Origin of the sequence: Streptomyces sp. JJ66 (assembly GCF_019303495.1) — a bacterium.
In the GTDB taxonomy this organism is placed as follows: domain Bacteria; phylum Actinomycetota; class Actinomycetes; order Streptomycetales; family Streptomycetaceae; genus Streptomyces.
The window spans coordinates 159848-181657 of sequence record NZ_JAEVFI010000002.1 but is presented as its reverse complement, the minus strand read 5'-3'; the positions used below and the strand labels follow the sequence as shown (position 1 = coordinate 181657).

At 73.4% G+C, this 21810-nt stretch carries 23 protein-coding genes; 16 read left to right on the top strand and 7 right to left on the bottom strand.

The window, feature by feature from the left end; genetic code table 11:
- The first annotated feature begins 47 nt into the window (after positions 1 to 47).
- The 3 genes from holA to JJV70_RS02820 all read left to right on the top strand — a co-directional run bounded on the left by holA (position 48) and on the right by JJV70_RS02820 (position 1894).
- Complete coding sequence (gene holA / locus JJV70_RS02830; RefSeq protein WP_308294650.1) at positions 48 to 1040, top strand: DNA polymerase III subunit delta; 993 nt, start codon at positions 48 to 50, stop codon at positions 1038 to 1040.
- A 60-nt stretch (positions 1041 to 1100) separates the two neighbouring features.
- Positions 1101 to 1346: a hypothetical protein gene (locus JJV70_RS02825; protein WP_219045983.1), complete on the top strand. Its 246-nt coding sequence runs from the start codon at positions 1101 to 1103 to the stop codon at positions 1344 to 1346.
- Positions 1347 to 1429: 83 nt separating this feature from the next.
- Positions 1430 to 1894, top strand: a complete 465-nt coding sequence (locus tag JJV70_RS02820; protein WP_219045981.1) for a pyridoxamine 5'-phosphate oxidase — start codon at positions 1430 to 1432, stop codon at positions 1892 to 1894.
- A gap of 119 nt (positions 1895 to 2013) precedes the next feature.
- Here JJV70_RS02820 and JJV70_RS02815 read toward each other — a convergent pair whose 3' ends face one another.
- Both JJV70_RS02815 and lepA read right to left on the bottom strand, forming a co-directional pair.
- Positions 2014 to 3906 (bottom strand): long-chain fatty acid--CoA ligase, encoded by a 1893-nt coding sequence (locus tag JJV70_RS02815; RefSeq protein ID WP_219045980.1) that lies wholly within the window; start codon positions 3904 to 3906, stop codon positions 2014 to 2016.
- Between the two features lie 170 nt (positions 3907 to 4076).
- Positions 4077 to 5939, bottom strand: a complete 1863-nt coding sequence (gene lepA, locus JJV70_RS02810; RefSeq protein ID WP_219045978.1) for a translation elongation factor 4 — start codon at positions 5937 to 5939, stop codon at positions 4077 to 4079.
- A gap of 228 nt (positions 5940 to 6167) precedes the next feature.
- Between lepA and rpsT the strand changes: the two genes are divergently transcribed.
- On the top strand, positions 6168 to 6434 hold the full coding sequence (gene rpsT, locus JJV70_RS02805; protein ID WP_219045977.1) for a 30S ribosomal protein S20: 267 nt from the start codon (positions 6168 to 6170) through the stop codon (positions 6432 to 6434).
- 242 nt (positions 6435 to 6676) lie between these two features.
- Here the strand turns inward: rpsT and hemW are convergent, their stop codons facing one another.
- The 3 genes from hemW to JJV70_RS02790 form a co-directional block, all read right to left on the bottom strand.
- The gene (hemW, locus tag JJV70_RS02800; protein ID WP_219045976.1) at positions 6677 to 7909 is read right to left on the bottom strand and encodes a radical SAM family heme chaperone HemW; all 1233 of its coding nucleotides are present in this window, start codon (positions 7907 to 7909) and stop codon (positions 6677 to 6679) included.
- Positions 7910 to 8024: 115 nt separating this feature from the next.
- Positions 8025 to 8864, bottom strand: a complete 840-nt coding sequence (locus JJV70_RS02795) for a DUF3097 domain-containing protein (RefSeq protein ID WP_219045974.1) — start codon at positions 8862 to 8864, stop codon at positions 8025 to 8027.
- A gap of 221 nt (positions 8865 to 9085) precedes the next feature.
- Positions 9086 to 9796, bottom strand: coding sequence for an MBL fold metallo-hydrolase (locus JJV70_RS02790; RefSeq protein WP_219045972.1), 711 nt, complete (start codon positions 9794 to 9796; stop codon positions 9086 to 9088).
- Between the two features lie 178 nt (positions 9797 to 9974).
- Here JJV70_RS02790 and hrcA point away from each other — a divergent pair, with 178 nt between their 5' ends.
- The 8 genes from hrcA to JJV70_RS02750 all read left to right on the top strand — a co-directional run bounded on the left by hrcA (position 9975) and on the right by JJV70_RS02750 (position 15864).
- Positions 9975 to 10994, top strand: coding sequence for a heat-inducible transcriptional repressor HrcA (hrcA, locus tag JJV70_RS02785; RefSeq protein WP_219045970.1), 1020 nt, complete (start codon positions 9975 to 9977; stop codon positions 10992 to 10994).
- A complete protein-coding gene (gene dnaJ / locus JJV70_RS02780) occupies positions 10995 to 12119 on the top strand; it encodes a molecular chaperone DnaJ (RefSeq protein WP_219045968.1) in 1125 nt (374 codons plus the stop codon).
- A gap of 16 nt (positions 12120 to 12135) precedes the next feature.
- Entirely contained in the window at positions 12136 to 13248 is a 1113-nt protein-coding gene (locus JJV70_RS02775) for a nitronate monooxygenase (protein ID WP_308294649.1), read from the top strand.
- A complete protein-coding gene (locus JJV70_RS02770; protein ID WP_219045966.1) occupies positions 13245 to 13982 on the top strand; it encodes a 16S rRNA (uracil(1498)-N(3))-methyltransferase in 738 nt (245 codons plus the stop codon). The genes JJV70_RS02775 and JJV70_RS02770 overlap by 4 nt, the downstream gene beginning before the upstream one ends.
- Positions 13983 to 14012: 30 nt before the next feature.
- Positions 14013 to 14366 carry an HIT domain-containing protein gene (locus tag JJV70_RS02765; RefSeq protein WP_219045964.1) on the top strand — a complete coding sequence of 118 codons (354 nt, stop codon included), beginning with the start codon at positions 14013 to 14015 and terminating at the stop codon, positions 14364 to 14366.
- Positions 14367 to 14376: 10 nt separating this feature from the next.
- A complete protein-coding gene (locus JJV70_RS02760) occupies positions 14377 to 15282 on the top strand; it encodes a ribonuclease Z (protein WP_219045962.1) in 906 nt (301 codons plus the stop codon).
- Between the two features lie 79 nt (positions 15283 to 15361).
- Positions 15362 to 15622, top strand: coding sequence for a type II toxin-antitoxin system Phd/YefM family antitoxin (locus JJV70_RS02755; protein WP_219045960.1), 261 nt, complete (start codon positions 15362 to 15364; stop codon positions 15620 to 15622).
- Positions 15619 to 15864, top strand: coding sequence for a type II toxin-antitoxin system RelE/ParE family toxin (locus JJV70_RS02750; protein ID WP_219045958.1), 246 nt, complete (start codon positions 15619 to 15621; stop codon positions 15862 to 15864). The genes JJV70_RS02755 and JJV70_RS02750 overlap by 4 nt, the downstream gene beginning before the upstream one ends.
- Positions 15865 to 16023: 159 nt before the next feature.
- On the opposite strand, the gene JJV70_RS02745 is transcribed toward JJV70_RS02750, so the two are convergent.
- Positions 16024 to 17322 carry a 6-phospho-beta-glucosidase gene (locus JJV70_RS02745; protein ID WP_219045956.1) on the bottom strand — a complete coding sequence of 433 codons (1299 nt, stop codon included), beginning with the start codon at positions 17320 to 17322 and terminating at the stop codon, positions 16024 to 16026.
- 47 nt (positions 17323 to 17369) lie between these two features.
- Between JJV70_RS02745 and JJV70_RS02740 the strand changes: the two genes are divergently transcribed.
- The gene (locus JJV70_RS02740; RefSeq protein ID WP_219045954.1) at positions 17370 to 18440 is read left to right on the top strand and encodes a carbohydrate kinase family protein; all 1071 of its coding nucleotides are present in this window, start codon (positions 17370 to 17372) and stop codon (positions 18438 to 18440) included.
- Between the two features lie 68 nt (positions 18441 to 18508).
- On the opposite strand, the gene JJV70_RS22405 is transcribed toward JJV70_RS02740, so the two are convergent.
- Positions 18509 to 18634, bottom strand: coding sequence for a hypothetical protein (locus JJV70_RS22405; RefSeq protein WP_257573223.1), 126 nt, complete (start codon positions 18632 to 18634; stop codon positions 18509 to 18511).
- A 153-nt stretch (positions 18635 to 18787) separates the two neighbouring features.
- On the opposite strand from JJV70_RS22405, the gene JJV70_RS02735 reads away from it, so the two are divergent.
- The 3 genes from JJV70_RS02735 to ybeY all read left to right on the top strand — a co-directional run bounded on the left by JJV70_RS02735 (position 18788) and on the right by ybeY (position 21809).
- The gene (locus JJV70_RS02735; protein WP_219045953.1) at positions 18788 to 19951 is read left to right on the top strand and encodes a methyltransferase domain-containing protein; all 1164 of its coding nucleotides are present in this window, start codon (positions 18788 to 18790) and stop codon (positions 19949 to 19951) included.
- Positions 19952 to 20103: 152 nt separating this feature from the next.
- Complete coding sequence (locus JJV70_RS02730) at positions 20104 to 21225, top strand: PhoH family protein (protein WP_219045951.1); 1122 nt, start codon at positions 20104 to 20106, stop codon at positions 21223 to 21225.
- 86 nt (positions 21226 to 21311) lie between these two features.
- Complete coding sequence (gene ybeY, locus JJV70_RS02725; protein WP_219045949.1) at positions 21312 to 21809, top strand: rRNA maturation RNase YbeY; 498 nt, start codon at positions 21312 to 21314, stop codon at positions 21807 to 21809.
- Position 21810: the final 1 nt, after the last annotated feature.

Genomic DNA, 21810 nt, shown 5'->3' with positions numbered 1-21810 from the left:
CGCGGGCACCGGGTCCGGTGTCAGCCCGGCGTGGGATGCTGGGCGGCGTGCCACCGAAAGCGAAGAAGTCCGCAGCGCAGGACCCGCTGGCGCCGTGCAGCCTGCTGGTCGGACAGGAGGAGCTGCTGGTTGACCGGGCCGTCCGCGAGGTGACCGACGCCGCCCGGGCGGCCGACCCGGACACCGACGTGCGCGATCTCCTCCCCGCCCAGCTCCAGCCCGGCACCCTCGCGGAGCTGACCAGCCCCTCGCTCTTCGCCGAGCGCAAGGTGGTCGTCGTCCGGCAGGCGCAGGACCTGTCGGCGGACACGGTCAAGGACGTCAAGTCCTACCTCGCCGCACCGGCCGAAGAGATCATCCTGGTGCTGGCACACGCTGGCGGCGCCAAGGGCAAGGGCCTGCTCGACGCGGCGCGCAAGCTCGGCGCCCGCGAGGTGGCCTGCGCCAAGCTGACCAAGCCCGCTGACCGGCTGGCGTTCGTCCGTGCCGAGTTCCGCGCGCACGGCCGGTCGGCGACGCCCGAAGCCAGCCAGGCGCTCGTGGACGCCATCGGAAGCGACCTGCGCGAGCTGGCCTCCGCCTGCGCCCAGCTCACCGCCGACGTGGACGGCACGATCGACGAGGCCGTGGTGGGCCGCTATTACACCGGCCGCGCGGAGGCGTCCAGCTTCACCGTGGCTGACCGGGCAGTGGAAGGGCGGGCCGCGGAGGCGCTGGAGACGCTGCGCTGGGCGCTGGCCACGGGCGTCGCCCCGGTGCTCGTCACCAGCGCGCTCGCTCAGGGCGTTCGCGCGATCGGCAAGCTCGCCTCCGCCCCGGGCGGCATGCGTCCCGCGGACCTGGCCCGGGAACTGGGCATGCCGCCGTGGAAGGTGGACCGCGTGCGCCAGCAGCTGCGCGGCTGGAGCCCGGACGGTGTGGCCGCGGCCCTGCGCGCGGTCGCCGAGGCGGACGCCGCCGTCAAGGGCGCCGCCTACGATCCGGGCTACGCGCTGGAAAAGGCAGTGGTGACGATCGCCCGCGCCGCCCGCTCGCGGTAGGCGCGGCTCCGGCCGGGGCCGCGCCCACGCCCACCCCGGCCCACCGGGCACAATGGCCCCGTGAACGACGGACACCACGTGCTGGTGCTGCCCGACCGGGACAGCGCCGAGGAACTGGCCGAGGAACTAACCGACCGCCTCGCCCTGCCCCGCGAACCCCAGGTGGTCCGCGACGCCCTCGCTGGTGAGGACGACGCCGAAGACGCCCAGTGGCTCGTCGTCGTGGAGGACCCGGACGCCCGCTACGACCCCACCCGCCTCGACGCCCTCGCCACCGCCCGCGACGGCTGGCTCGAACGCGACTGACCCCGAAACCGCACCCGCCTCAGCCCCCGGGCCTACGTCCCGCGCCCGATGTCCCGTGCGGGAGCGGTGGTTAGCCTCCGGGCATGGCGATCACACCCCCACCGGTACGCGGTCAGGAGCAGCGCAAGCGGGACGTGCTGGAGCGGCTGGAGCACGACATCGATCTGTGGGTGGCCACCGCGTCGGCGGACGGCGTGCCCTGCATGGTCCCGCTCTCGTTCGCCTACGTCGGCGGCGCCCTGCTGCTGTGCACCCGGCGCACCAATCCCACGGCGCTCAACTTGCTGCACGGAGACGGCCTGGTCACGCTGGGCCTCGGGCACACGCGCGACGTCGTCCTGATCGAGGCGGTGGCGGAAGCCGTCGAGAGCGGCGACCTGGGGGATGAGGAGGGCGCGGCGTTCGCGGCGCGCACCGGCGGCTGGGACCCGCGCGGGGAAGAGCGCTGGCTGTTCTTCCGCTGCCGCCCGCGCACGGTGCGCGCCTGGCGCGAGGAGAACGAGCTGAAGGGGCGGCTGCTGATGCGGGACGGCGCCTGGCTGGTGTGAGGCCCGGCTGCGAGTCACCGGCCGCAGCACACCCGAGAGCCCGGAAACATCGGTTCCGGGCTCTCGGGGGCAACCGGAGACGCGGGCCGGGCGGCCCCGCCTCCGCCCGCGTCAGGCGGTCACTGTTCGCGCGTGCCCGCGTACATCTCCTCCAGCAGGTGGCCGAACTCCCGCTCCACCACCGGGCGCTTGAGCTTCAGGCTCGGGGTCAGCTCGCCGTGCTCGATGTCCAGGTCGCGCGGCAGGATGCGGAACTGCTTGATCGTCTGCCAGCGCTGCAGCCCGGCGTTGAGCTTCTCGACGTAGCCGCCGATCAGCTCCCGCACCTCGGGGGAGGTGACGACGTCGGCGTAGCTCTTGCCGCCGAGCCCGTGGTCACCCGCCCAGCCCATGATCGCGGCCTCGTCGAGTGCGATGAGCGCGGTGCAGTAGTTGCGGTCCGCGCCGTGCACCAGGATGGAGGAGACATACGGGCAGACGGCCTTGAACCGGCCCTCGACCTCCGCCGGGGCGACGTACTTGCCGCCGGAGGTCTTGAACATGTCCTTCTTGCGGTCGGTGATACGCAGGTAGCCGTCGTCGGACAGTTCGCCGATGTCGCCGGTGTGGAACCAGCCGTCCGATTCCAGGACCTCGGCCGTCTTCTCCGGCAGCCCGTGGTAGCCCTGCATGATGCCCGGGCCGCGCAGCAGGATCTCGCCGTCCTCGGCGATGCGCACCTCGCAGCCGGGCAGCGGCTTGCCGACGGTGCCGGTGCGGTAGCCCTCGCCGGGGTTGCAGAAGCTGGCGGCGCTGGACTCGGTGAGCCCGTAGCCCTCCAGGATGTGAATGCCGGCGCCGGAGAAGAAGTAGCCGATGTCGGGGGCGAGCGCGGCGGAACCGGAGACGCAGGCCCGCAGCCGCCCGCCGAACGCCTCGCGCAGCTTGCTGTAGACGAGTTTGTCGGCGACGGCGTGCTTGAGCTTCAGGCCCGTCGGTGCGGACGCGGTGCCGGTGCGCCGGTAGTTGTCCTGGGTCACCCGGCCGTACTCGCGGGCGACCTCGGAGGCCCACTGGAAGATCTTGTACTTGGCGCCGCCGCCCGCCCGGGCCTTGGCCGCGACACCGTTGTAGACCTTCTCGAAGATGCGCGGCACGGCGGCCATGTAGGTCGGCTGCACCACCGGCAGGTTCTCGATGATCTTGTCCACGCGTCCGTCAACGGCGGTGACGTGGCCTACCTCGATCTGTCCGGCGGTGAGCACCTTGCCGAAGACGTGCGCCAGCGGCAGCCACAAGTACTGCACGTCTTCCTTCTCCACCAGGCCCTGCTCGGCGATCGACTTGGCCATGTACGACCAGTTGTCGTGCGCCAGCCGCACGCCCTTGGGCTTGCCGGTGGTGCCGGAGGTGTAGATGAGAGTGGCGAGCTGGTCGGGACGCAGCGCGGCCACGCGCTCCTTGACCGCCTCGGGATGCTGCTCCAGGTACGCCTTGCCGCGCTGGATCAGCTCGTCCAGCGTCAGCACCCAGCCCTGCGGGTCGGAGGCGTCGGTGAGCGTTTCGCCCGCCGGGTCGATGACGATCACGTGCCTCAGCTCCGGCAGCTCCGCCCGGCACTCGCGCGCCTTGGCCAGCTGGGTGGCGTCCTCGGCGATCAGGACGCGGCTGTCGGAGTCGGCGAGGATGTACGCCGTCTCCTCCACGTTGGTGCTCGGGTACACCGTGGTGGTGGCGGCACCCGCGCACAGGATGCCCAGGTCGCACAGAATCCAGTCAACCCGGGTGTTGGACGCGATGGCCACCCGCTGCTCGGCCTCCACCCCCAGGTCCAGCAACCCGGCCGCGATGGCGAAGACCCGCTCGGCGGCCTGGGCCCAGGAGTAGGAGCGCCACTCTTCGGGCCCGGTTCCCGCAGCCGAGGGGACGGGGTAGCGGTAGGCTTCACCGTCCGGGGTTGATTCGATGCGCTCCAGGAAGAGCGTCGCCACGGAGGGCGGCCGGTTCTCGATCTGGGACTGCGTGTCGCTCACGACTTCCTCCGTGGCCCGCGTGTTGCTGTGGGGTGACTCACGAGTAACTCAAGCGCGCTCAGACTAAAGGCCCCAGCTCCAGTATGTAAGGGGCCGCGACGCTGGCAACGTTTTCGTTACCCCGGGCCGGGGCCAGGCCCCACCCCGGCCACATCACCGCGCGGCGCGGGCTACTTCTTCGGGGCCGGTTCGTCGCTGGAGAGGGCGGCGATGAACGCCTCCTGCGGCACCTCCACGCGGCCGACCACCTTCATCCGCTTCTTGCCCTCCTTCTGCTTCTCCAGCAGCTTGCGTTTGCGGGAGATGTCGCCGCCGTAGCACTTGGCCAGCACGTCCTTGCGGATGGCGCGCACCGTCTCGCGGGCGATGACGCGTGAGCCCACGGCGGCCTGGATCGGCACCTCGAACTGCTGCCGTGGGATCAGCTCGCGCAGCTTCCCGGCCATGCGGACGCCGTACGCGTACGCCTTCTCCTTGTGCACGATGGCCGAGAACGCGTCCACCTTGTCGCCGTGCAGCAGGATGTCCACCTTCACCAGGTCCGCGCTCTGCTCGCCGGTGGGCTCGTAGTCCAGGGAGGCGTAGCCGCGCGTCTTGGACTTCAGCGCGTCGAAGAAGTCGAAGACGATCTCGGCGAGCGGGAGGGTGTAGCGCAGCTCGACGCGGTCCTCGGACAGGTAGTCCATGCCCAGCAGGTTGCCGCGTCGGCTCTGGCACAGCTCCATGATCGCGCCGATGAACTCGCTCGGCGCCAGCAGCGTCGCCCGCACCACCGGCTCGTGCACCTCGGCGATCTTGCCGGTGGGGAACTCGCTCGGGTTGGTGACGGTGTGCTCGGTGGCGTCCTCCATCACCACGCGGTACACCACGTTCGGCGCGGTGGCGATCAGGGCGAGCCCGAACTCGCGCTCCAGCCGCTCGCGGATCACCTCCAGGTGCAGCAGGCCCAGGAAGCCGACGCGGAAGCCGAAGCCGAGCGCGGCCGAGGTCTCCGGCTCGTAGACGAGCGCGGCGTCGTTGAGCTGAAGCTTGTCCAGCGCGTCGCGCAGCTCCGGGTAGTCCGAACCGTCCAGCGGGTACAGGCCGGAGAACACCATGGGCTTGGGGTCCTTGTAGCCCGGCAGCGGTTCGGTGGCGCCCTTGTGCAGCTGGGTGATCGTGTCACCCACCTTGGACTGGCGCACGTCCTTCACGCCGGTGATGAGGTAGCCGACCTCGCCCACGCCCAGGCCGTCGGCGGCTGTCATCTCCGGGGAGTTCGTGCCGATCTCCAGCAGCTCGTGCTGGGCGTTGGTGGACATCATGCGGATGCGCTCACGCCTGCCCAGTTCGCCGTCCACGACCTTCACGTAGGTGACGACGCCCCGGTAGGCGTCGTACACCGAGTCGAAGATCATCGCGCGGGCCGGGGCGTCCGCGTTTCCGACCGGGGCCGGGACCAGGCGCACCACCTCGTCCAGCAGCTCCGTCACGCCCTCGCCGGTCTTCGCCGACACCCGCAGCACGTCGCCCGGGTCGCAGCCGATCAGGTGCGCCAGCTCGGCGGCGAACTTGTCCGGCTGTGCTGCCGGCAGGTCGATCTTGTTGAGCACCGGGATGATCGTGAGGTCGTGCTCCATCGCCAAGTAGAGGTTGGCGAGCGTCTGCGCCTCGATGCCCTGGGCGGCGTCCACCAGCAGGACGCAGCCCTCGCAGGCCGCCAGCGAGCGGGAGACCTCGTAGGTGAAGTCCACGTGGCCGGGGGTGTCGATCATGTTCAGGATGTGCGCGCTGCCCGCGTCGTCCCCCGTGGAGGGCGACCAGGGCATGCGCACCGCCTGCGACTTGATCGTGATGCCGCGCTCGCGCTCGATGTCCATGCGGTCGAGGTACTGCGCACGCATCTGGCGCGCATCGACGATGCCGGTGAGCTGGAGCATCCGGTCGGCGAGCGTGGACTTGCCGTGGTCGATGTGCGCGATGATGCAGAAGTTGCGGATCAGCGCCGGGGCGGTGCGGCGCGGCTCGGGCACGTTCGAGGGGGTGGCGGGCACGCGGGGTCCTGTCAGAATGTGGCTGCGGAACGGTACGTCCACCCCATCGTCCCATGTCCGGCGGCCCGGGGAGGGATTAGGGCGGCCACCGCCCCGGCTGCTAAGGTGGGCGACTGTGCCTCGTGCCGTCGCGTACCCGCTGGACAGCCCCGGCTGAGCAGTGGCCGGCGCCGGTAAGACGGGCGGGTGCACGCACCATCATCTGTCGAAACCCGAGAAGGCTCCTTCGTGGCGAACATCAAGTCGCAGATCAAGCGGATCAAGACCAACGAGAAGTCCCGCCAGCGCAACAAGGCGGTCAAGTCCGAGCTGAAGACCGCCGTGCGCCGCGTGCGCGAGGCCGTCGCCGCCGGTGAGGCCGGCAAGGCCGCCGAGGCTGTCGCCGCCGCCAACCGCAAGCTGGACAAGGCCGTCAGCAAGGGCGTGCTGCACAAGAACAACGCCGCCAACAAGAAGTCGGCGCTGTCCCAGCAGGTCTCCGCACTGCAGAAGTGACCCCCCGGGGCGTGTGCCCCACCCCGTGGTGACCCGGTGCCGGAACCGCGCGGCTGCCCTCTCACCAGCCGCCCCGCCACCGCGCGTCCCACGGAAACCTCTCAAGCGCCGCACGCGGCCTGCGTTCGCCACGCGGGTGCGGCGCGACACCGCACGACACGGTGCAGGCCCCGCGGCCCCTTTCCCAGGGGCGCGGGGCTTCGCCGTACCCGGGCGGCCTGTGGCGGGACGCGTGGGCGGGCTCAGTCCACCAGGTCCCGGACGACGGCGTCGGCCAGCAGACGCCCGCGCAGGGTCAGCGCGGCCCGCCCGGTCGCATACGCCTCCGGGCGCAGCAGCCCGTCCGCGACCGCACGCCGGGCCGCTGCCGCGCCCACCGGCGTCAGCAGGTCCAGCGGCACCCCGTCCACCAGGCGCAGCTCCAACAGAACGCGCTCGACGCGGCGGTCCTCGGCGGCCAGCAGCTCGCGGCCCGCACCGGGGGAGCGGCCCTCGGCGAGCGCCTGCGCGTAGGCGCCGGGGTGCTTGACGTTCCACCACCGCACCCCGCCGACGTGGCTGTGCGCGCCCGGGCCCGCGCCCCACCAGTCGGCGCCGGTCCAGTACAGCTCGTTGTGGCGGCACCGCCCGGCGCGGGTGCGCGACCAGTTCGACACCTCGTACCAGGCGAATCCGGCGCCACCCAGCCGCTCCTCGGCGATCAGGTAGCGGTCGGCCAGCGCGTCGTCGTCCGGCATCGGCAGCTCGCCGCGCCGCACCCGCCGCGCGAGCTGCGTGCCGTCCTCCACGATCAGCGCGTACGCCGAGACGTGGTCCGGCTCCGCGCCGAGCGCCGCGTCCAGGGTCGCCGCCCAGTCCTCGTCGCTCTCCCCCGGCGTGCCGTAGATCAGGTCCAGGTTGACGTGCGCGAACCCGGCCGCGCGGGCGTCGGCCACGCACTGCTCCGGGCGGCCCGGGGTGTGCGTGCGGTCCAGCACGCGCAGCACGTGCGGGCGGGCGCTTTGCATGCCGAAGGAGACGCGGGTGAAACCGGCCGCGCGCAGTTCGGCGAGGTACGCCGGGTCCACGGACTCCGGATTGGCCTCCGTGGTGATCTCCGCGTCCGGGGCCAGCCCGAACTCCGTGCGCACCGCGTCCAGCATGCGGCCCAGGTCGGCCGCTGGCAGCAGGGTGGGCGTGCCGCCGCCGACGAACACCGTGCTGACCGCACGCGGGTCCTCGCCCAGCGCCTTGCGGGCGAGCCGGACCTCGTCGGCGAGGGTGGCCGCGTAGTTCTCCCGCGACGCCAGCACGCCGCCGGAGCCGCGCAGCTCGCTCGCGGTGTAGGTGTTGAAGTCGCAGTAGCCGCAGCGGGTGGCGCAGTAGGGCACGTGCAGGTAGAAGCCAAGTGGCCGGGCGGCGCTCCCGGCCAGCGCGGACGCGGGCAGTGCGCCGTCAGCGGGCACGGGCTCGCCGTCGGGGGGTGCGGAGGGCATGCGTCCATTGTCCGTGATCGGCGTGCTCCGGTTGACGCGCTACCGGCTGGGGCCGAAGTCCCCCTCGCCCCGAAGTCCCCCTCCCCCGTGGCGCCCCGCACCCCCGGGGGCCGCCTCACCCGGTGGGGCCGCCGACGGTGACGTGGTCGATCAGCTGCTCCACCGGCCCCAGCAGCTGCGGCTCCAGGTCGCGGTAGGTACGCACGTGGCCGAGTATGTGCCGCCAGGCCGCGCCGGTGTTCTCCGGCCAGCCCAGCGCGCGGCATACGCCGGTCTTCCAGTCCTGGCCGCGCGGCACGTCCGGCCAGCGTTCGATGCCGACGGACGCGGGTTTGACCGCCGCCCACACGTCGATGAACGGATGGCCGACGACGAGCACGTTCGCGTCCGTCACCGCCTGTGCGATGCGCCACTCCTTCGAGCCGGGGACCAGGTGGTCCACGAGCACGCCGAGGCGGGCGTCGGGCGTCGGACCGAAGCGCTCCACGACCGTGGGCAGGTCGTCCACCCCGGCCAGGTACTCCACCACGACGCCCTCGATGCGCAGGTCGTCGCCCCACACGCGTTCCACCAGCTCCGCGTCGTGGCGGCCCTCGACGTAGATCCGGCCCGCCCGGGCGACGCGTGCCGGGGCGCCCGGCACGGCGATCGACCCGGAGGCGGTGCGCCGCGCTGGCCGCCCGGCCTGGGGCCGGCGGGGGCGGACGAGGGTGACGGGCACGCCGTCGAGGAGGAACGCGCGCGGTTCGATCGGGAAGACGCGGTGCTTGCCGAAGCGGTCCTCCAGGGTGACGGTGAGGCCCTGCGCGGTCTTCTCGGTGCGGATCACGGCACCGCAGAACCCGGTGGCCGCGTGCTCCACGACCAGCTCGGGTTCGGCTTCCACCTCCTGGGCGGGGGTGTGCCGCTTCCAGGGGGCGGTGAAGTCGACGTTGTCGTAACGGCCGTTGCGCATGCGGTGCATTGTGCCCGCTGTGCGTTTCCCCACCCCGCCCCTCCCCGAAACCGTGCGCTCCCGCCCGTTTCCCGGCACCCGCGTGCGGCCCCACCGCCCTCGGGCGTACCGGGCGCGGCCTGCGGTCCGCAGGCCGCGCCCGCCGGGTTCCGCTACCCACCGCCGGGGGATGAGCGGGGCCGCACCCGGGGAGCGGGCAACGCCGCACCGGGTGGGGCCGGTTACGGCGGTGTGCCGAAGCGGTGAGCCAGGGCCGCGCGCTGGGTGTGGACGAAGGTGGCGTCCACCACCGCGCCGTGGCCGGGGACGTAGCGCGCGCTGTCGCCGCCGAGTGCGAGCAGCCGGTCCAGGGCGGCGGGCCACGCGGCGGGGTGGGCGTCCCGCCCGGCCTGGGGCTCGCCCGACTCCTCCACCAGGTCGCCGCAGAAGACGATCTCCGGCGAACCCGGTACCAGTACCGCGAGGTCGTGCCCGGTGTGGCCGGGGCCGACGTTGGCGAGCATGACGCGCCGGTCGCCGCCGAGGGAGAGCGTCAGCTCGCCGGATACCTCGTGGTGCGGTGCCACCAGCACGTCGGCGGCGGTGGCGGCCTCCGTGGGGGAGACGCCGTGCTGGACGGCGTCGGCGCGCAGCGTGTCGGCGAGTGCGGGCAGCAGCCGGGCGGTGCCGACGGCGCCGTAGACCTCGACCCCGGCGAAGGCGGCCGTGCCCAGTACGTGGTCGAAGTGGGGGTGGGTCAACGCGACCCACCGCACCGGCAGCCCGAACAGCGCGCGCAGCTGCTGCCGGATCTCCGCGCCGCAGCGCAGCGTCGCCCCGGTGTCGATGACCAGGACACCGTCGGGGCCGCACACGGCGCCCACCGTCTCGTCCCAGCCGGGCAGGCGGCGCCGGACGACGCCCTCGGCCAGTTCCTCCCACCGCGCGGTCATACCGCGACGCTAGCGCCCCGGGCGGCCGCGCGCCCAGCGCACGGTACGGTCGCATCCGGCCGTGCTTGCCCGGGTGGCGGGAACCGGCCGTACACTGGCCCGGAACCCTGGCACTCGCCCGCGCAGAGTGCCAGGACGCCGAAAGCGAGACGGCCCAGCCGGACGGGAGGTGCGCACCATGCTGAGCGAACGCCGGCTCCAGGTGCTGCGCGCGATCGTCCAGGACTACGTGGGCACCGAGGAGCCCGTGGGCTCCAAGGCGCTGACCGAGCGGCACAACCTGAACGTGTCACCGGCCACGGTCCGCAACGACATGGCGGCGCTGGAGGACGAGGGATTCATCCAGCAGCCGCACACCAGTGCGGGCCGTATCCCCACGGACAAGGGCTACCGCCTGTTCGTGGACCGGCTGGCGGGCGTGAAGCCGATGTCGGTGCCCGAGCGCCGCGCGGTGCAGCACTTCCTGGACGGCGCGGTGGACCTGGACGACGTCGTGGGCCGCACCGTGCGGCTGCTGGCGCAGCTGACACGGCAGGTCGCGGTGGTGCAGTACCCCTCGCTGACGCGCTCGACCGTGCGGCACGTGGAACTGCTGGCGCTGGCCCCGGCCCGCGTCATGCTGGTGCTGATCACCGACACCGGCCGGGTCGAGCAGCGCATGGTGGACTGCCCGGGTCCGGTCACCGAGCATGCGGTGGCCGATCTGCGGGCGCGGCTGAACAGCCGTGTCGCCGGGCAGCGCTTCACCGCCGTCCCGCATCTGGTGCAGGACCTCGCGGAGTCCTTCGACGCCGAGGACCGCGCGCCGGTCCAGGCGGTCGTCGCCACGCTGCTGGAAACGCTGGTCGAGGAGACCGAGGAGCGTCTGGTCGTCGGCGGCACGGCCAACCTGACCCGGTTCGGGCACGACTTCCCGCTGACGATCCGGCCGGTGCTGGAAGCGCTGGAGGAGCAGGTCGTGCTGCTGAAACTCCTCGGCGAGGCGACCACCGACCGGGACGTCACCGTGCGCATCGGGCACGAGAACGCGTACGAGGGCCTCAATTCCACGTCCATCGTCTCGGTCGGTTACGGTTCCGGCGACCAGGCGGTCGCCAAGCTCGGCGTGGTCGGACCGACCCGCATGGACTACCCCGGAACGATGGGAGCGGTACGCGCAGTGGCACGTTACGTCGGACAGTTTCTCGCGGAGTCGTAAGTGGCGACGGACTACTACGCGGTCCTGGGCGTGCAGCGCGACGCTTCGCAGGACGAGATCAAGAAGGCCTTCCGCCGGCTGGCGCGCGAGCTGCACCCGGATGTGAACCCCGATCCGAAGACGCAGGAGCGCTTCAAGGAGATCAACACCGCCTACGAGGTCCTGTCGGACCCGCAGAAGAAGCAGATGTACGACCTGGGCGGGGACCCGGCCGGCGGAGCCGGCGGGTTCGGCGCCGGGGGCGGCTTCGGCAACTTCTCCGACATCATGGACGCGTTCTTCGGCACCGCAGGCCAGCGCGGCCCGCGCTCGCGCACCCGGCGCGGCCAGGACGCGCTGATCCGGCTGGAGATCAGCCTGGAGGAGGCCGCGTTCGGCACCACCAAGGAGATCCAGGTGGACACCGCGACGGTGTGCGCCACGTGCAGCGGCGAGGGGGCCGCCCCCGGCACCTCGGCGCAGACCTGCGACATGTGCCGGGGCCGTGGCGAGGTCTCGCAGGTGACGCGTTCCTTCCTCGGCCAGGTCATGACCTCGCGGCCGTGCCCGCAGTGCCAGGGCTTCGGCACCGTCGTGCCCTCCCCGTGCGCGGAGTGCGCGGGCGACGGCCGGGTGCGCTCGCGGCGCGGCCTGACGGTGAAGATCCCCGCCGGTGTGGACAACGGCACCCGCATCCAGCTGGCCGGGGAGGGCGAGGTCGGCCCGGGCGGCGGCCCGGCCGGTGACCTGTACGTGGAGATCCGCGAGAAACAGCACCCGGTCTTCCAGCGCCGTGGCGACGACCTGCACTGCACCGTCACCATCCCGATGACGGCGGCGGCCCTGGGCACCAAGTGCCCGCTGGAGACGCTGGACGGCGTGGAGGACGTGGACATCCGCCCCGGCACCCAGTCCGGGCAGTCCATCCCGCTGCACGGACGCGGTGTCACCCACCTGCGCGGCAACGGACGCGGCGACCTCATCGTGCACGTCGAGGTGACGACGCCCGCGAAGCTGGAGCCCGAGCAGGAGGAGCTGCTGCGCAAACTGGCCAAGCTGCGCGGTGAGGAACGCCCCCTGGGCCAGTTCCAGCCGGGCCAGCAGGGCCTGTTCTCCCGCCTGAAGGACGCCTGGAGCGGCCGGTGAGGCTGGTGACGGGCCGGTGACCGCGCCCGCGCCCCCGCCACTGGCCGCCCTGTGCGAGCACCCCGTCGTGCAGGCGCCGATGGCGGGCGGCGGCGGGGGTCCGGCGCTGGCGGCGGCCGTCAGCGAGGCCGGGGGCCTGGGTTTTCTCGCCGCCGGGTACAAGACGCCGGAGGCCGTGTACGCCGAGATCCGCGAGCTGCGGCGGCGCACGAGGCGGCCCTTCGGCGTCAACCTGTTCCTGCCGCAGCCGTCCCAGGGGCCGGGCAAGGACGCCACGGCGGCGGTGGCGGTCTACCGCGAGCAGCTCGCGGGCGAGGCCGCCTGGTACGAGACCGGGCTGGGGGAGCCGGACCAGGGCACCGACGACGGCTACGAGGGCAAGCTCGCCGTCCTGTCCGACAACCCGGTGCCGGTGGTCAGCTTCACCTTCGGCACTCCCGCGCCGCGCGTGCTGGAGCGTTTCGCCCGCGCGGGCACCCTCACCGTCGTCACGGTCACCTCGCTCGCCGAGGCCCACGCCGCGTACCAGGCCGGGGCCGGGGCGCTGTGTGTGCAGGGCGTGGAGGCGGGCGGCCACCTGGGCACCCATGACGACGACCGCCGCGCCGACGCCGCCGGCGCCGGGTACGGCCTGCTGCCGCTGCTGGCCCGGGTCACCGAGGCGCTGCCGCTACCGGTGATCGCCGCGGGCGGTCTGATGCGCGGCGGGCAGATCGCCGCCGTCCTGGCCGCCGGGGCGAGTGCCGCGCAGCTGGGCACCGCGTTCCTCGCCTGCCCCGAGTCCGGCGCGCATCCGCTGCACAAGCGGGCCCTGACCGACCCCCTCTTCGGCCGCACCGAACTGACCCGCGCTTTCACCGGCCGCCCCGCCCGCGCCCTGGTCAACCGTTTCGTGCGCGACCACGGCCGGTTCGCCCCGGCCGCCTATCCGCACGTCCACCACCTCACCGCGCCGCTGCGCAAGGCGGCGGCCGCCGCCGGGGACGCGCAGGGCATGGCACTGTGGGCCGGGCAGGGCCACCGGCTCGCCCGGGAGCTGCCCGCCGCCGAGCTGGTGGCCGTGCTGGCGGCCGAACTCGACGCGGCCCGGGGCGTCCGCCCGCACCACGGTGAAGGGAACCCGCGATGACCGCACCCGTCTTCGTTGTCGCCCCCGGACAGCTGGCCGTCGGCCCGGTGCTGCTGGACGGCCCGGAGGGTCGGCACGCGGTGTCCGTGCGGCGCCTGCGCGCGGGCGAGGAAGTCGTGCTCACCGACGGCGCCGGGTCGGGCGGCCACGGCGTGGTGACCTCCGCGACCGGCAAGGACCGCCTGGAGGTGGACGTCCGCGAGCTGCGCACCGAACCGGAGCCGCACCCCGCGCTGACCGTCGTGCAGGCGCTGCCCAAGGGCGACCGGGGTGAGCTGGCGGTGGAGACGATGACCGAGACCGGCGTGGACGTCATCGTGCCGTGGGCGGCGTCCCGCTGCATCACCCAGTGGAAGGGCGAGCGCGGCGCGAAGTCGCTGGCCAAGTGGCGGGCGACGGCCCGTGAGGCGGGCAAGCAGGCACGCCGTCTGCGCTTCCCGGAGGTCACCGAGCCCGTCACCACCCGGCAGCTGGCCGAGCGCCTGGCCGCCGCCCGGTTCGCGGGTGTGCTGCACGAGGCGGGCGCCGAGCCGCTGGCCCGCGCCGCCCTGCCCGGGGACGGCCCCATCGTGCTCGTCGTCGGCCCCGAGGGCGGAGTGAGCCCCGAGGAGCTGGCCGCGTTCGCCGACGCGGGGGCGCGCCCCTACCGGCTGGGTCCCAGCGTGCTGCGCACCTCCACCGCCGGGACGGCCGCCGCCGCGCTGCTGCTGGGCCGCACCGGGCGGTGGGGCTGAGCGTTCAGCCGTGGGCGGTAGCATCCGCCCATGGCTGGAGAACCGCAGGCCGACTGCCTGTTCTGCAAGATCGTCGCGGGTGATGTTCCGGCGACGGTGGTGCGCCAGACGGAGACGACCGTCGCGTTCCGGGACATCAACCCCCAGGCGCCCACGCACGTCCTGGTGATCCCCAAGGCGCACTACCCGGACGCCGCCACCCTCGCCGCCGCCGCGCCGCAGCTGGCCGCGGACGTGCTGAAGGAAGCGGGCGAGGTCGCGGCCGCGGAAGGCGCCGAGGCGTACCGGCTGGTGTTCAACACCGGCACCGCCGCCGGGCAGACGGTCTTCCACGCCCACGCGCACGTGCTGGCGGGACGCGGCCTGCAGTGGCCGCCCGGCTGAGCCGCCGCCCGTGTCGCAACGCGAACTGGTCGTCCTCGGCACGGCCAGCCAGGTCCCGACCCGGCACCGCAACCACAACGGCTACGTGCTGCTGTGGGACGGCGAGGGGCTGCTGTTCGACCCCGGCGAGGGCACGCAGCGCCAGATGCTGCGCGCCGGGGTGGCGGCGCACGACCTGAACCGGCTGTGCGTCACCCACTTCCACGGCGACCACTCGCTCGGGCTCGCGGGCGTCATCCAGCGCGTCAACCTCGACGCCGTGCCCCATCCGGTGACCGCCCACTACCCGGCGTCCGGGCAGCGCTTCTTCGACCGCCTGCGGTACGCGACCGCCTACCGCGAGACGGTGAGTCTGCGCGCGGAGCCGGTCGCCGCCGACGGTGTGCTGGCGGCGACACCCGCGTACACGCTCAGCGCGCGGCGGCTCTCCCACCCGGTGGAGTCCTTCGGCTACCGGCTCACCGAACCTGACGGGCGCCGCATGCTGCCGCGCGAGCTGGCGGCGGCGGGCATCACCGGACCCGACGTCGGCCTGCTTCAGCGTGCCGGTGAACTGCGCGGCGTGCGACTGGCCGACGTCAGCGAGCCGCGTCCCGGGCAGCGGTTCGCGTTCGTCATGGACACCCGGCTGTGCGACGCGGCGTGGGCGCTGGCCGAGGGCTGTGACCTGCTGGTCATCGAGTCCACGTTCACCGACGAGGACGCCGCGCTCGCGCGCGATCACGGCCATCTGACCGCAGGTCAGGCCGGGCGTATCGCCGCCGAGTCGGGCGTGCGTCACCTGGTGCTCACCCACTTCTCGCAGCGCTACCCCCACGCCGAGGTCTTCGCCGACCAGGCGCGCGCGGCGGGCTTCACCGGCACCCTGACCGTCGCCCGCGACCTCCTGCGCGTCCCCGTCCCCCGCCGCCGCTAACACCGGCTCCGCCGGTTCGTCCAGGCATCCAGGCGGTGCAAGCATGGTGCACAAGTGCACACTTCTGTATCCTGGTGCCATGACGGAGACGACTTACTCCATCGTCGAGGCGCGGGCCCGGCTCGGTGCCATCGCCCGCGAAGTCAGTGCTACCCGTGAACCGGTGGGTATCACCGACCACGGTCACACCATCGCGATACTGGTCAGCCCGGCGGACGCCCTCGACCTGGCCGAAATGCGGGCACTCAACGCCTACCGTGAGCGCCAGGCCCGGGGGGAGGCCGCTGGCGTGCCGCAGGACGAGGCCCTCCGCCAGGTCTTCGGAGAGGGAGCCGAGTGAGCTACCAGGTCATCTGGGAGCCCGAAGCCCTCGCCCAAGCGGAGTACTACGCCAAGGACGACGCGGCAGGCGTGCGGCAGGTGTTCACCGCTGTGGACCGCCTGGCCGAGAACCCGCGCCCGGAAGGCGCGTTCGGCAGCGCTGAGGTGCTGCGTCTCCACATCGGCAGATACCGGGTGCTGTACGAGATCGGTGAGCACCAGGTACGGGTCAACGTCATTCACCTGGGCCGCATCCCCTGATCCGGCATGCGGCCACGAGGGTCCGGCCTCGGAGCGTGGCCACCGCGCCCGGCTGACGGCGTGTGGGTGCCGTCGCCTCCCGCGGACGGCCGCGACGGTGGCGGAGCACCACGGCGGGGGCGCGCCGCAGGGTGACGCGCCGCAGGGGCTGCCGGGGTGTCAGGGGAACGGCACTCGGGCCAGCAGGCGGGTGGCGACGGTGGGGGAGTCCACCAGGGGGTGCAGGGCCAGGGCGCGCAGGGCGGCGCGGCGGGAGCCGGTGGCCGTCGCTTCGAGTACCGCCTGCTCGGCCGCCTTCACCTGGAGCACCAGCCCCAGTTCGGCGGGGCCCAGCGGAGCGGCGGGCAGGGGGCGGGCGCCGGAGCCGTCCACCGTGCACACGGTCTCGATCACCGCGTCTGGCGGCAGCGCGGCCAGCGTGCCGCCGCCGGGGACGTTGAGGATCAGCCGGGTCGGCCGGTCGGCGGCGAGCGCGCGCAGCAGGGCGAGTGCCACCCGGTCGTAGCCGCCGCCGTCCAGGTCGCAGGCGTCGCGCTCCCAGCCACCGGACGCGGCGCGCGCGTCAGCGAGGTAGGTCTCCTCGCGTTCCCGGCGCGCTGCCTCCCACCGCGCGGGCGCCGCCGCCGGGTCCCGCGCCGCCCGCGCGAAGAACGCGTCCTGCTGCCGGGCCAGGAACTCCCCCCGGGTCTCGGCCGCCGCCCGCGCCGCCGCCAGTGTCTCCCGGCGGAAGTAGTAGTAGTGCAGGTACTCGTTCGGCAGCGCGCCCAGCGTGGCCAGCCACTCGGCGCCGAACAGGCGGCCCTCCTCGAAGGAGTGCAGCGCCCGGGGATCGGCGAGCAGGCCCGGCAGCAGGTCACGGCCGTCCAGGGTGAGCGAGCGCAGCCAGCCCAGGTGGTTCAGGCCCAGGTAGTCGGGGGTGACGGCGTCGGGGTCGGCCCCGGCGGCCCGCGCCGCGCGGCGCACCAGACCCACCGGCGAGTCGCAGATGCCGATGACCCGCTCCCCGAGCACGTCGGCCATCGCCTCGGTGACCATCCCGGCCGGGTTGGTGAAGTTGATGACCCACGCCCGGGGGGCGACGGCGCGCACCCGCGCGGCGATCTGGCGCGCCACCGGTACCGTCCGCAGCCCGTACAGCAGGCCGCCCGCGCCGACCGTCTCCTGGCCGAGCACGCCTTCGGCCAGCGCGGTGCGCTCGTCACGGACCCGTCCGGCCGTGCCGCCGACCCGGATCGCACAGAACACGAAGTCGGCGCCGGCCAGCGCGTCGTCGAGCCCGTCCGCCACCCGGACCGGCGGGCCGCCCCCGATGCTGGCGAGCACCGCCCGCACGGCCCGCAGCCGCTGGGGGTCGGTGTCGTGCAGGGTGACCTCGCTGACCCCGGCGGAGTCCCGCGCCAGCGCCGCGTACACCAGCGGCACCCGGAACCCGCCGCCGCCCAGAACGCACAGTCGCATGGTGTGACGGTAACCCCCCGGGGCCGCCCGTCCGGCACACTGGCGGCATGCTGGACCCACTCGCCGACGTCAGGTCGCCGCAGGACCCGGCCTGCGACGTGTACCTCACCGGGACCGTGTTCCTCGACGTCATCTTCACCGGCCTGGACTCCGCCCCGGTGCGCGGCACCGAGTCCTGGGCGCGCGGTATGGGCTCCAGCCCCGGCGGCGTCGCCAACATGGCCACCGCGCTGGCCCGGCTGGGGTTGCGTACGTCGCTGTCCGCGGCCTTCGGCGACGACGTCTACGGCACGTTCTGCTGGGAGGAGCTGAGCCAGGGCGAGGGCGTGGACCTGTCGCTCTCCCGCACGGTGCCGGGCTGGCACTCGCCGGTCACCGTCTCGATGGCCTACGAGGGCGAGCGGACGATGGTCTCGCACGGCCACCAGGCCCCGCCTCCGGCCGCCGCGCTGTCCGCCACACCGCCGCCCGCGCGGGCGGCCGTCGCCTCGCTGACGCCCGGGGCGCCGCAGGAGTGGGTGGCGCGGGCCGCGCGCGGCGGCAGCCTGGTCTTCGCCGACGTCGGCTGGGACGAGACCGGGCGCTGGGACCTGGCCACGCTGCCGGACCTGCGGCACTGCGAGGCGTTCCTGCCCAACGCCGAGGAGGCCATGCGCTACACCGGCACCGCCTGCCCGCGCGCGGCGGCCCGGGCGCTGGCCGAGCACGTGCCGCTCGCGGTCGTCACGCTGGGCGCGGAGGGCGCCTGCGCCGCCGACGGGCGCACCGGGGAGACGGCCGAGGTGCCCGGCGTGCCGGTGGAGGTGCTGGACCCGACGGGCGCCGGGGACGTGTTCGTCGCCGGGTTCGTGATGGCCTCGCTCGCCCGGTGGCCGCTCGCGCGGCGGCTGGCGTTCGCCGGGCTCGCGGCGTCGCTGTCGGTGCAGCATTTCGGCGGCTCGCTGTCGGCGCCGGGGTGGCCGGAGATCGCGGCGTGGTGCCACCGGGTGCACAGCTGCCCGGCGCTGGACCCGGCCGTGGGGTGCCGCTACGCCTTCCTGCGCGCCCTGCTGGCCGACCGCGAACGCCCCCTGCCCCTGCGCCGCGCCGTGCCGACGATCGGCTTCCCGCGCCCCTGACCGGCACTCGGGACGCCGCCGGCGCACGCGGCAGTGGGGACGCCCGTCGCACAGTGCGCCGGGGGGCGTCACTCCGCCAGCGCCGCCGCCTGGGTGCGCGGCCCGTCGAGCGCCAGCCGCGGCAGCGGGTGCCCCTGGCTGCCCCGGCGGACGGCGGTGAAAGCTCCCCGCAGTCGCTGTGCGTAAGAGGGCATCGCTATGGGTAGGTCCCCGGAGCCAGTCACCGGACAGGGAGGTCTCGCGGATGGGCAAGCACGGCGACGGCAAGGGCGGGGAAGAGGGCGACAAGCGGCAGCCGCCCCGGGAGTCGGATGGCCAGTGGCCGCCCCCGAAGAAGAAGTGAACCCGTGAGCGACCCGGAACGCCTGGTGGAGATGCTCACAAACCTGGGCGCTCTCACCCCTCAGTGGCGGGACGCCGTCGCCACGGTGGACCGGGCGCGGTTCGTGCCCGCCGTCTACCGTCACGGTGACCGCGTGCTACGCCGCACGGAGCAACCGCGGGCGTGGGCGCGCTACGTCTACGGCGATCTGCCGCTGGTCACCCAGGTCGATGACGGCAGCGGGGAGGGCGGCCTGGGGACGCCGACGTCCTCCACGTCGATGCCCTCCCTGATGCTGGAGATGCTGGCCCTGCTCGACGTCGCCGAGGGACACCGGGTGGCGGAGATCGGTACCGGCACCGGCTACCACGCGGCCTGGCTCGCGCACCGGCTCGGCGACGCTCAGGTCGTCACCATCGAGACCGATCCCGCCGTGGCGGAGCAGGCCCGGGCGAACCTCGCCGCCTGCGGCTACCGCCCGACGGTGGTGTGCGGTGACGGGCTCGCCGGTATCCCCGGACACGGCCCGTTCGACCGCCTGGTGTGTACCTGCACGGTGCGGGAGGTGCCGTACGCGTGGATTGAGCAGACGCCCCGGGGCCGCATCGTCACCCCGTGGGGTAACGGCTTCTTCTCCGGCTCCTTCGCCGTCCTCAGCGTCACCGAGGGCGTCGCGCAGGGACGGTTCGCGGGCCGTCCGGCGTTCATGTGGGCGCGGCAGCAGCGCCCGGTGCGCGGCTTCCTGCGTGAGCACACGCACGCTCCCCCCGCCGCCGAGGGCAGCACCCGCGTCCATCCCGAGCGGCTGTACGGGGAGCTGGACCAGCGCTTCGCCGTCTCCGTGCAGCTCGCCGGCATCTGGCCCCTCCTGGTCGAAGCCGACGACGGCAGCCAGGAATCCACCCTGTGGCTCCTGACGGACGACCGGGCGTCGTGGGCTTCGGTGGACTACCTGCCCGGCCACCAGGAGTTTCCCGTGCAGCAGGGCGGGCCGCGGCGGGTGTGGGACGAGGTGGAAGCCGCGCATGAGCGCTGGCTCGGCGCGGGTGCGCCCCCGCGCGATCGTTTCGGTCTCACCCGCGACCGCGCGGGACAGCGGGTGTGGCTGGACCAGCCGGAGCACGTGTTCGCCGAGACGACCGCGTGGCCCTTTCCGGCGGCAGAGGGAGCGACGCGGGCCTCGGCGTGACACCGGGGAGCGCGCCGGCGCGGGCCGCACGGCAGGCGGTGGCCAAGGCCGTCCGGCGAAAACTCCCGCGAGCAGGACAGGGGGCGGGCGTACCCTTGGGTATCCGAGGACTCCGCGCATGAGAGGGATGAGCAAGGCCCCACGGCCAGCCCATGACACAGACACCCACTTCCCCGGCACAGGCCCGCTTCGCCGTACCCGCCAAGCACCCGATGGTGACCGTGCTCGGCTCCGGCGACCGCCTCCTCCGCGTGATCGAGGACGCTTTCCCGGCCATGGACATCCACGTTCGCGGCAACGAGATCAGCGCCACCGGTGACGCGGCGGAGGTGGCGCTCGTGCAGCGGCTGTTCGACGAGATGATGCTCGTCCTGCGCACCGGCCAGCCGATGACCGAGGACGCCGTGGAGCGTTCCATCGCGATGCTCCGCAGCCAGGACGACGGCACCGGCGAGCAGGGCGAGACCCCCGCCCAGGTGCTGACGCAGAACATCCTCTCCAACCGCGGCCGCACGATCCGCCCCAAGACGCTGAACCAGAAGCGCTACGTGGACGCCATAGACGAGCACACGGTCGTCTTCGGCATCGGCCCCGCCGGTACCGGCAAGACGTACCTGGCGATGGCCAAGGCGGTGCAGGCGCTGCAGTCCAAGCAGGTCAACCGGATCATCCTCACCCGTCCGGCGGTCGAGGCCGGGGAGCGGCTCGGCTTCCTGCCGGGCACGCTGTACGAGAAGATCGACCCGTACCTGCGCCCGCTTTACGACGCGCTGCACGACATGCTCGACCCCGACTCCATCCCGCGCCTGATGGCCGCCGGGACGATCGAGGTCGCCCCGCTGGCCTACATGCGCGGCCGGACGCTGAACGACGCCTTCATCATTCTCGACGAGGCCCAGAACACCAACCCCGAGCAGATGAAGATGTTCCTCACCCGGCTCGGCTTCGACTCCAAGGTCGTCATCACCGGCGACGTGACGCAGGTGGACCTCCCCGGCGGCACCAAGTCCGGGCTGCGCCAGGTGCAGGAGATCCTCGACGGCGTCGAGGACGTCCACTTCACCCGGCTGACCAGCACGGACGTCGTACGGCACAAGCTCGTCGGCCGCATCGTCGATGCCTACGACCGCTACGACAACCGGGACGGCGACCACACCGAGGGCCGCCCGGCCCGCCCCGGTAACCGTCCTGGCCGCCCTGGAGTCCCCTCCGGCCGCTCCGGCCACAGCCCGGGTGAGCGCGCCGCCGGTCGCGACGGCGGCACCGGCCGGTGACCGGCGCGCGGGCGGCGCGCCCCGGCGGCGCCCGGTAGGCTGCGTCCGCCCCGCCCGGTCCCGAGGAAAGAGCAGCCAGACCGCACATGTCCATCGACGTCAACAACGAATCCGGGCGGGAGGTCGAGGAGCAGGCGATCCTCGACATCGCCCGCTACGCCCTGACCCGCATGCGCATCCACCCGCTGTCCGAGCTGTCGGTCATCATCGTGGACACCGAGGCCATGGAGCAGCTGCACACACAGTGGATGGACCTGCCGGGGCCCACGGACGTGATGTCCTTCCCGATGGACGAGCTGCGCCCGCCGGGCAAGGACGACGACGAGCCCCCGCAGGGTCTGCTCGGCGACATCGTGCTGTGCCCCGAGGTCGCCGCCCGCCAGGCCGAGCAGGCCCCCACCGGGCACACCATGGACGAGGAGCTCCAGCTCCTGACCGTGCACGGGGTGCTCCACCTGCTCGGCTACGACCACGAGGAGCCCGGCGAGCGCGCCGAGATGTTCGGCCTCCAGCAGGCCATCGTGGACGGCTGGCGGGACGAGCACGGCCTCACCGGCCCCTCCCCGGCCCCCACCGTCACCTGAC

Coding starts and splice junctions, on each gene's coding strand:
- JJV70_RS02820 (WP_219045981.1), top strand. CDS start 1,430: ATGGCGATCACACCCCCACCGGTACGCGGTCAGGAGCAGCGCAAGCGG.
- hemW (WP_219045976.1), bottom strand. CDS start 7,909: ATGCCCTCCGCACCCCCCGACGGCGAGCCCGTGCCCGCTGACGGCGCA.
- JJV70_RS02795 (WP_219045974.1), bottom strand. CDS start 8,864: ATGCGCAACGGCCGTTACGACAACGTCGACTTCACCGCCCCCTGGAAG.
- JJV70_RS02790 (WP_219045972.1), bottom strand. CDS start 9,796: ATGACCGCGCGGTGGGAGGAACTGGCCGAGGGCGTCGTCCGGCGCCGC.
- hrcA (WP_219045970.1), top strand. CDS start 9,975: ATGCTGAGCGAACGCCGGCTCCAGGTGCTGCGCGCGATCGTCCAGGAC.
- JJV70_RS02770 (WP_219045966.1), top strand. CDS start 13,245: ATGACCGCACCCGTCTTCGTTGTCGCCCCCGGACAGCTGGCCGTCGGC.
- JJV70_RS02765 (WP_219045964.1), top strand. CDS start 14,013: ATGGCTGGAGAACCGCAGGCCGACTGCCTGTTCTGCAAGATCGTCGCG.
- JJV70_RS02755 (WP_219045960.1), top strand. CDS start 15,362: ATGACGGAGACGACTTACTCCATCGTCGAGGCGCGGGCCCGGCTCGGT.
- JJV70_RS02745 (WP_219045956.1), bottom strand. CDS start 17,322: ATGCGACTGTGCGTTCTGGGCGGCGGCGGGTTCCGGGTGCCGCTGGTG.
- JJV70_RS02740 (WP_219045954.1), top strand. CDS start 17,370: ATGCTGGACCCACTCGCCGACGTCAGGTCGCCGCAGGACCCGGCCTGC.
- JJV70_RS22405 (WP_257573223.1), bottom strand. CDS start 18,634: ATGCCCTCTTACGCACAGCGACTGCGGGGAGCTTTCACCGCCGTCCGC.
- JJV70_RS02730 (WP_219045951.1), top strand. CDS start 20,104: ATGACACAGACACCCACTTCCCCGGCACAGGCCCGCTTCGCCGTACCC.
- ybeY (WP_219045949.1), top strand. CDS start 21,312: ATGTCCATCGACGTCAACAACGAATCCGGGCGGGAGGTCGAGGAGCAG.